Genomic DNA, 7,029 nt, shown 5'->3' on the forward strand with positions numbered 1-7,029 from the left:
GGTCGGCGACCTCGCGGGCAAAGCCGATCTCGTGGGTGACGATCACCAGGGTGGTACCGGAGAGGCTGAGCTCCTTGATCACGTCGAGCACCTCGCCGACGAGTTCGGGGTCGAGGGCGGAGGTCGGCTCGTCGAACAGCAGCACCTTGGGCCGCAAAGCCAGCGCCCGGGCGATGGCGACGCGCTGCTGCTGGCCGCCGGAGAGCTGGCGCGGATAGGCGTCGGCCTTGTCGGCGAGGCCGACCCTGGCCAGCAGCTCGCGCGCCTCTGCGAGCGCCTGGGCCCGGGGCAGGCCGCGGACGGTGACCGGCGCCTCGACGATGTTCTCGATCACCGTGAGGTGCGGGAACAGGTTGAAGCTCTGAAAAACCATGCCGACATCGACGCGGCGGGCCAGGATGTCCTTCTCCTTGAGCTCGTAGAGCGTGTCGCCGTCCTGGCGGTAGCCGATCAGCTCGCCGTCGATGGCGATGAAGCCGGCATCGACCCGCTCGAGATGGTTGATCGCCCGCAGGAGCGTAGACTTGCCGGAACCGGACTGGCCGATGATCGCCGTCACGCTGCCCGGCCGCAGGGCGAGGCTGACATCGTCGAGCACCTTGAGGGGGCCGAAGCTCTTCGAGACGCTCGTGATGCGGATCTCGCCGCCCTGGCGGGCGGGCAGAACCGACGGGGGGGAGACGGCCGGAACCGTGGATCGCGCGGGAGCGCCGGCCCGGCGCAGGCGCTTAAGTGTTGTGCCGATCAGCGAGGGCGGCGGATTCCGCAATGCGCCGCGGGCGTAGTAGCGCTCGACGTGGCGCTGGACGAAGGACAGGACGCTGAGGATCACCAGGTACCAGATGGTTGCCACCATCAGGAGCGGGATGACCTCGAGGTTGCGCCGGTAGATGACCTGGATCGTGTAGAACAGCTCGGGCAGGGCCAGGATGTAGACCTGCGAGGTGCCTTTCGCGATGTAAATGATTTCGCTGAAGGCGGTCGGCAGGATGGTCCGCATCGCCTGGGGCAGGACGATGCGCGCGAACTGTCGGTGGCGCGGCAGTCCGAGCGCCGCGGCGGCCTCGTGCTGGCCCTGGTCCACCGCCAGGATGCCGCCGCGCACGATCTCGCTGGAGAAGGCGGAGGCGTGCAGCGTCAGCCCGAGCACTGCGGCGAGGAACGGCGTGATCAGTTGCGTCGTCTGCCAGGAAGCGAGCGTGATCCCGGTGAACGGCACGCCGAGCCAGATCGTGTCGTAGAGATAGCCGAGATTGTTGAGGATCAGGAGCAGCACGATCAACGGGATCGAGCGAAACAACCAGACATAGCCCCAGGCGAGCCCCGAGAGCAGCGGCGAGCCGGAGACCCGGGCGAGCGCGAGCAGTGTTCCGACCAGGAAGCCGAGGACCGTGCCGAGCGCCGTCAGCAGCAGGGTGCGCCCGAGCCCGACCAGCACCGGCTCGGCGAAGAACCACTCGGCGAACACGTCCCAGCCCCAGCGCGGGTTGGTGAGGACCGAGTACAGCACGCCCGCGATGACGAGACCGGCGAAGATCGTGCCGACGGTGCGGGCCGGGTAGCGGGCCGGGACGACGCGAAAGCCGCTGAAGTTGCGACCGAGGGAGGCGGCGCGGGCCTGCGCGGGCAGGTCCGCCACGTTGGCAGCGAGGGGCATGGGGGATCGGGCTCGGAGGCTGTGAGGGATCGTTCGATCAAGCGGCTGTGCGCTGCGGGCCGGTCTGCGTCAGCGCGGCGCCCGGCAGCGCCTTCTCGAAGGGCAGGATGCCGTAGGTCTCGGGATCGACGTCGAGGTCGAACAGGGGCGTGTAGCCGAGGCCGAGATAGAGCCCCTTGGCCTCGGGCTGGCGAAAGCCCGTGGTGAGGTAGGCCCGCCCATAGCCCTGCCGCACGGCCTGCACCTCCAGTTCCGCGACGACCCGGCGCGCCAGGCCCTGGCGGCGAAAGGCGGTGTCGGTCCAGACCCGCTTCAACTCGGCGGTCCGCGCGTCGAGGCGCTTGAACGCGCCTCCGGCGATCGCGACGCCGTCGCGCAGGAGGAGCAGGAAGTGGCCGTCCGGGGCCGCGAAGACCTCGGGCGGGTAGCGGGTCATCTCCGCGCCCGGCGGATCGCCGAAGTAGCTGCCGTAGCGGGTAACGTATTCCTGCGTCAGCTGGTCGACGAGGGGCCTGGCCCGCGGGTCGAGGGGTGTGGTCGAGACGAACTGGTCGGGCATGGGCCGCTCCGGTCGCGGGGTCAGGCGAGGAAGGTTTCGGCGAGGCGGACCCAGTAGGTCGCGGCGGGCGCGATCAGGGCGTCGTCAAAGTCGTAGTCCGGGCTGTGCAGCGGCGGCCCGTCGCCGTTACCGACGAAGAGGAAGCTGCCCGGACGCGCCGCCACCAGGTGGGCGAAATCCTCGCTCGCCATCCGCGGGCGGAACTCGTCCGCCACGCGCTCCGGCCCGAAGGTCGCGAGCGCGACGTCGCGGGCGAAGGCGGTCTCCGCCGAGTGGTTGCGCAGGGGTGGCAGGCCGCGGCGGTAGTCGACCTCTGCCTGGGCGCCGTAGCTCTCGGCCTGGGCCCGTGCGATCGCGGTGACCCGCTCTTCCAGCCGGTCGCGGACCGACGGCTCGAAGCTGCGGATGGTGAGCGTGAGGTCGACGCTGTCGGGGATCACGTTCGAGGCCTCCCCGCCGTGGATGGCGCCGACGCTGACCACCGCCGCCTCGCGCGGATCGACGTTGCGCGACACCACGCTCTGCAGCGCGAGCACGAGGGAGGACGCCGCCACCACCGGATCGACGGTCTCGTGGGGCGAGGCGCCGTGACCACCGCGGCCGACGATCCGGATCGTCGCCTTGTCCACCGCCGCCATCGCCGGTCCGGCGACGAAGCCGAACTGGCCGCGCGGGACGCCCGGCCAGTTGTGCAGGCCGAACACCGCGTCGACCGGGAAGCGCTCGAACAGGCCCTCGCCGAGCAACGTGCGCGCGCCGGCGCCGATCTCCTCGGCCGGCTGGAAGATCAGCGTCAGCGTGCCGGAGAACTCGGCCTCGGCGAGGCGCCGGGCGGCGGCCAGCAGGATGGTGGTGTGGCCGTCATGGCCGCAGGCATGCATCGCGCCGTCCGTGGCGCTGGCATGGGGCAGGCCGGTCCGCTCGCGGATGGGAAGCGCGTCCATGTCCGCCCGCAGGCCGAGCCGGCGCACGCCCTCACCCTTCCGCAGCACCCCGACCACCCCGGTGCCGCCGAGCCCGGTCGTCACGGCGTAGCCCCAGGCGGTCAACCGCTCCGCCACGAGACCGCTCGTGCGGGTCTCCCGGAAGGCGAGTTCCGGATGCCGGTGCAGGTCGCGGCGCAAGGCCGTGAACTCGGGGAGCGTCGCGAGGATGCCGGGGTCGGTTCCCCGCTCAAGGACACCCGTCCGGATCGTCATCGCCCGCCCGCCCGGCGCGCGGGCGCCGCGTCCTCGGCGGCGTAGCGGCTGTCGCGGCGGGGCAGACCGAGATGGTCGCGCAGGGTTTGTCCGGGAAGCGTGCGGTCGTAGACCCCGCGCGCCTCCAGCACCGGAATCACGAGGTCGACGAAATCGTCGAGGCCCTGGCCGATCACGGGAAAGCCCAGCACGAAGCCGTCCGCCGCCCCCTGCTCGACGCGGGCGATCAGTTCGCCGGCGACCTCCTCGGCCGAGCCGATCAGGTCGGTGCGCGGGGTCGCGGCCTCGAGCGCCGCCTCGCGCAGGGTCTGGCCCTTCTCGGCGGCGTTGCGCTTGATGCGGTCGGTGGTCGAGCGGAAGCTGTTGCGGCCGATCTCGCCGAGGTCGGGGAAGGGCGCGTCGAGCGGGTAGGCGGAAAAATCGTGGTGGTCGAAGAAGCGGCCGAGATAGGCGAGCGCATCGTCGATCGAGATCAGGTCGCGGATCGCCCGGTACTTCTCTTCCGCCTCGGCCCTGGTCCGCCCGACGATCGGGCCGGCGCCGGGAAAGACCTTGAGGTCGTCGGCCCGGCGGCCATGGGCGACCGCGCTCGCCTTGAGGCTGCGGTACAGGCTCTGCGCCTCGGGGAGCGGCACGTGGTTGGCAAAGACCGCGTCGGCGTGGCGCCCGGCGAGCCCGATGCCGGCCTCCGACGAGCCGGCCTGGAACACCACCGGCTGGCCTTGGGCCGAGCGCTGGATGTTGAGCGGGCCCTCGACCTGGAAGAAGCGCCCCTTGTGGTCGAGGCGGTGCAGCTTGTCGGGATCGAAGAACCGGCCGGTCTCGCGGTCGCGCGGGAAGGCGTCGTCGTCCCAGGAATCCCACAGGCCCTTCACGACGTCGAGGTGCTCCCCCGCGATCTCGTAGCGGAGGGCGTGCTCGGGATGCGGCCGGCTGTAGTTCCGCCCCGAGCCTTCGAGCGGCGAGGTCACGGCGTTCCACCCGGCCCGGCCGCCGCTGATCAGGTCGAGCGAGGCGAATTGCCGGGCGATGGTGAAGGGGTCGCTGTAGGAGGTCGAGACCGTGCCGACGAGGCCGAGCTTGTCGGTGCTCGCCGCCAGCGCCGACAGGATGGTCAGCGGCTCGAAGCGGTTGAGGAAGTGCGGGATCGACTTCTCGTTGATGTAGAGCCCGTCGGCTACGAACGCGAAGGCGATGCCGTTCGCTTCCGCCTTGCGGGCGTTGCGGACGAAGAAGTCGAGGTTGACGCTGGCATCGACCGGGTTGCTCGGGTGGCGCCACGCATTCATGTGGCTGCCGCCGCCCTGGAGCATCAGGCCGAAGGTGAGACGGGTCTGGGTCATCGTGGGGCTCTCGAAGGTCAGGCCGCCAGCGCCGGGGCGCCGCTCGCGAGCAGGGTCACGGAGGCGAGGCGTCGGCCGGTCGCGGAAGGCGGCGTGTCGATGACGAATTCCTCGATGCCGAAGCGGGCATGGAGCTGGTCGAGTTCGGCCCGGACTTGCCCGGCGGTGCCCGACAGCACATGCGGCCGGCGGACCTCGGTCCGGTAGGAGGCGGCACCGCCTTGCCGGGCAAATTCCGCGGCTTGCGCCTCGCTGCCGAGGTTGACGCTCTGGCCGTCGGGCAGCGTCACGCGCACCACCTGGAGCGGGTCGGTCAGCGCCCGGGCCTCCTCGGTGGTCGCGGCGGCGAGCGCGGTGACGGCGAGGAGGGGCGGGGCCGGGGCGCCGGCCTGCGCGTAGGCCTCTAGGCTCGCCTCGGTCGCCCGCGGATCGCCGTTGAGCTGGCCGGCATAGACGAAGCGCCAGCCAAGCGCCGCGGCCGTGCGCGCGCTGTCGGGGCTGGCGCCCAGCAGGAATCGCTCCGGAGGCGCGGGCGGCGTCGGCAGGGCGCGCAAGGAGCCCGTCTCGGGAGGGGCGAGGTAGCGGTCGAGTTCGGCGAGGAGGTCGTCGAAGGCGACGCTCTCACCCGGAGCGTGCCGCCGCCGCAGGGCGCGGGTCGCGTCGGGCAGGCCGCCCGGGGCCTTGCCGATGCCGAGGTCGATCCGGTTCGGTACCAGGGCGGCGAGCAGGTTGAAGGTCTCGGCGACCTTGTAGGGGCTGTAATGCGGCAGGAGCACGCCGCCGGAGCCGAGCCGGATGCGCTGCGTGCGCGCGGCGAGATGCGCGATCAGGATCTCGGGCGCGGTGCCGGCGAGGCCCGGATTGGCGTGGTGCTCCGCCACCCAGAAGCGTGCGTAGCCGAGGCGTTCGGCGGCTTGCGCCAGCACGATCGTGCGCTGCAAGGCGGCGGTGGCCGGCTCGCCCGGCAGCAGCGGGCTCTTGTCGAGGAGGCTCAGGCGGTAGGTCATCGGGAACTCGGACGGTCGGGACGGCGCGGTGCCGGGAGGGTCCCGCACGGGCTGCTGCGGTCGGGTGCGGCGGCCCCGGGCTCGGTCGGGGGAGGCCTTTGCGCGTCCGGCCCGGGCGCCGACGCCTTGGCGCGTCCGCGCGGCGGCCCGGCGATCGCGGTGAGGAGCGCGATGAGGATCATGGCGGGTTGTTCCGGTCTCCCGCGCCACGGTTGGGGCGTCGCGCTTCAAGCATTCGTCGCAATCTGCGAAGCAGTTTGAAAAATCGAGACGCGCGATTACGAAGCATCTGTCGTGGATTGATACGATTATCTTCCTTGTCGTCGCCTGCCGTCAACGAAATGCATTTTCAAAGATCGGCAACGACAGGGCAGGGCGCTCCGCCGGCCGGAGCGAAACCGGGAGTATCTTCTCCTAGGCCGCGCTGACGCGATCCGCGCCGGCAAGCGGCGGCAATTCGAGGTTGGAGCGGAAATCCTCGCCGAGATAGTCGGTATCGATCAGGCCGCGGCGCCGCAGCTCGGGCAGGAGACCGTTGATCAGGAGATCTTCCTGATCCGGGTTGCCGAGACCGTGCAGGGTGACGACGTCGAGGATCCCGGCGCGGTAGCGCTCTTCGAGGGCGTCGGCCAGTTGCTCGGGAGTGCCGGCGACCGACCAGTGGCCGGTCTCCTGCGCCTCGATGATGAGCCGGCGCAGCGGCAATCCCTGCTCGGCATAGCGGCGGAAGATCTCGACCCGGCCGCGTCGGCGGTTGATGCGGGTCACCTCCGGCAGCAGCGAAGCGGGCAGGGGCGCGTCGAGGGGAAGACCCGACAGGTCGATCTCCCCGCCCAGCATGTCGGCGAGCTTGAGCCGGCCCTGGTCGTAGTCGATCCGGGCGTGCTTCTCGGCGAGGCGCCGGCCGATATCGGCCTCGGACTCGCCGATGAGGCAGTGGAAGGAATTCATCACGAAGGGCAGGCCGGGCCCACGCCCGAAGGCGACGGCGCGCCGGCGCAGCTCGGCCGCGAAGGCGACGGCGCCCTCGAAGCTCGGCTGCGAGGTGTAGACGACCTCGGCAAGGGCGGCGCCGACGGACACGCCCGCCTCCGACTGCCCGGCCTGGAACTGGACCGGGCGGCCTTGCGGCAACGGCGCCACGTTGAGCGGACCGGCGACCGTGAAGTGCCGGCCGCGATGGTCGATGCGGTGAAACTTCGCTGGATCGACCGAGATCGCGCCCGACGCCTTCCGGGCGACCGCGTCGGGCGCGTTGGCGTCG

The 7,029-nt window shown here is 71.3% G+C and carries 6 protein-coding genes; all 6 read right to left on the reverse strand.

Annotated features, from left to right (window positions below; translation table 11 throughout):
- Positions 1-1,657: amino acid ABC transporter permease/ATP-binding protein (locus tag QR78_RS33490; protein ID WP_082171936.1), on the reverse strand; the 1,657-nt coding region annotated here is incomplete at its 3' end.
- Positions 1,658-1,694: 37 nt separating this feature from the next.
- Complete coding sequence (locus QR78_RS31145; RefSeq protein WP_048431511.1) at positions 1,695-2,216, reverse strand: GNAT family N-acetyltransferase; 522 nt, start codon at positions 2,214-2,216, stop codon at positions 1,695-1,697.
- A 20-nt stretch (positions 2,217-2,236) separates the two neighbouring features.
- A complete protein-coding gene (locus QR78_RS31150; protein ID WP_048431512.1) occupies positions 2,237-3,415 on the reverse strand; it encodes a M20 aminoacylase family protein in 1,179 nt (392 codons plus the stop codon).
- A complete protein-coding gene (locus QR78_RS31155) occupies positions 3,412-4,758 on the reverse strand; it encodes an LLM class flavin-dependent oxidoreductase (RefSeq protein ID WP_048431513.1) in 1,347 nt (448 codons plus the stop codon). The genes QR78_RS31150 and QR78_RS31155 overlap by 4 nt, the downstream gene beginning before the upstream one ends.
- A 17-nt stretch (positions 4,759-4,775) precedes the next feature.
- A complete protein-coding gene (locus QR78_RS31160) occupies positions 4,776-5,765 on the reverse strand; it encodes an MsnO8 family LLM class oxidoreductase (protein WP_048431514.1) in 990 nt (329 codons plus the stop codon).
- Between the two features lie 414 nt (positions 5,766-6,179).
- On the reverse strand, positions 6,180-7,029 hold an 850-nt coding region (locus QR78_RS31165; protein WP_048431515.1), incomplete at its 5' end, for an LLM class flavin-dependent oxidoreductase.

Origin of the sequence: Methylobacterium indicum (genome assembly GCF_001043895.1) — a bacterium.
Lineage (GTDB): Bacteria > Pseudomonadota > Alphaproteobacteria > Rhizobiales > Beijerinckiaceae > Methylobacterium > Methylobacterium indicum.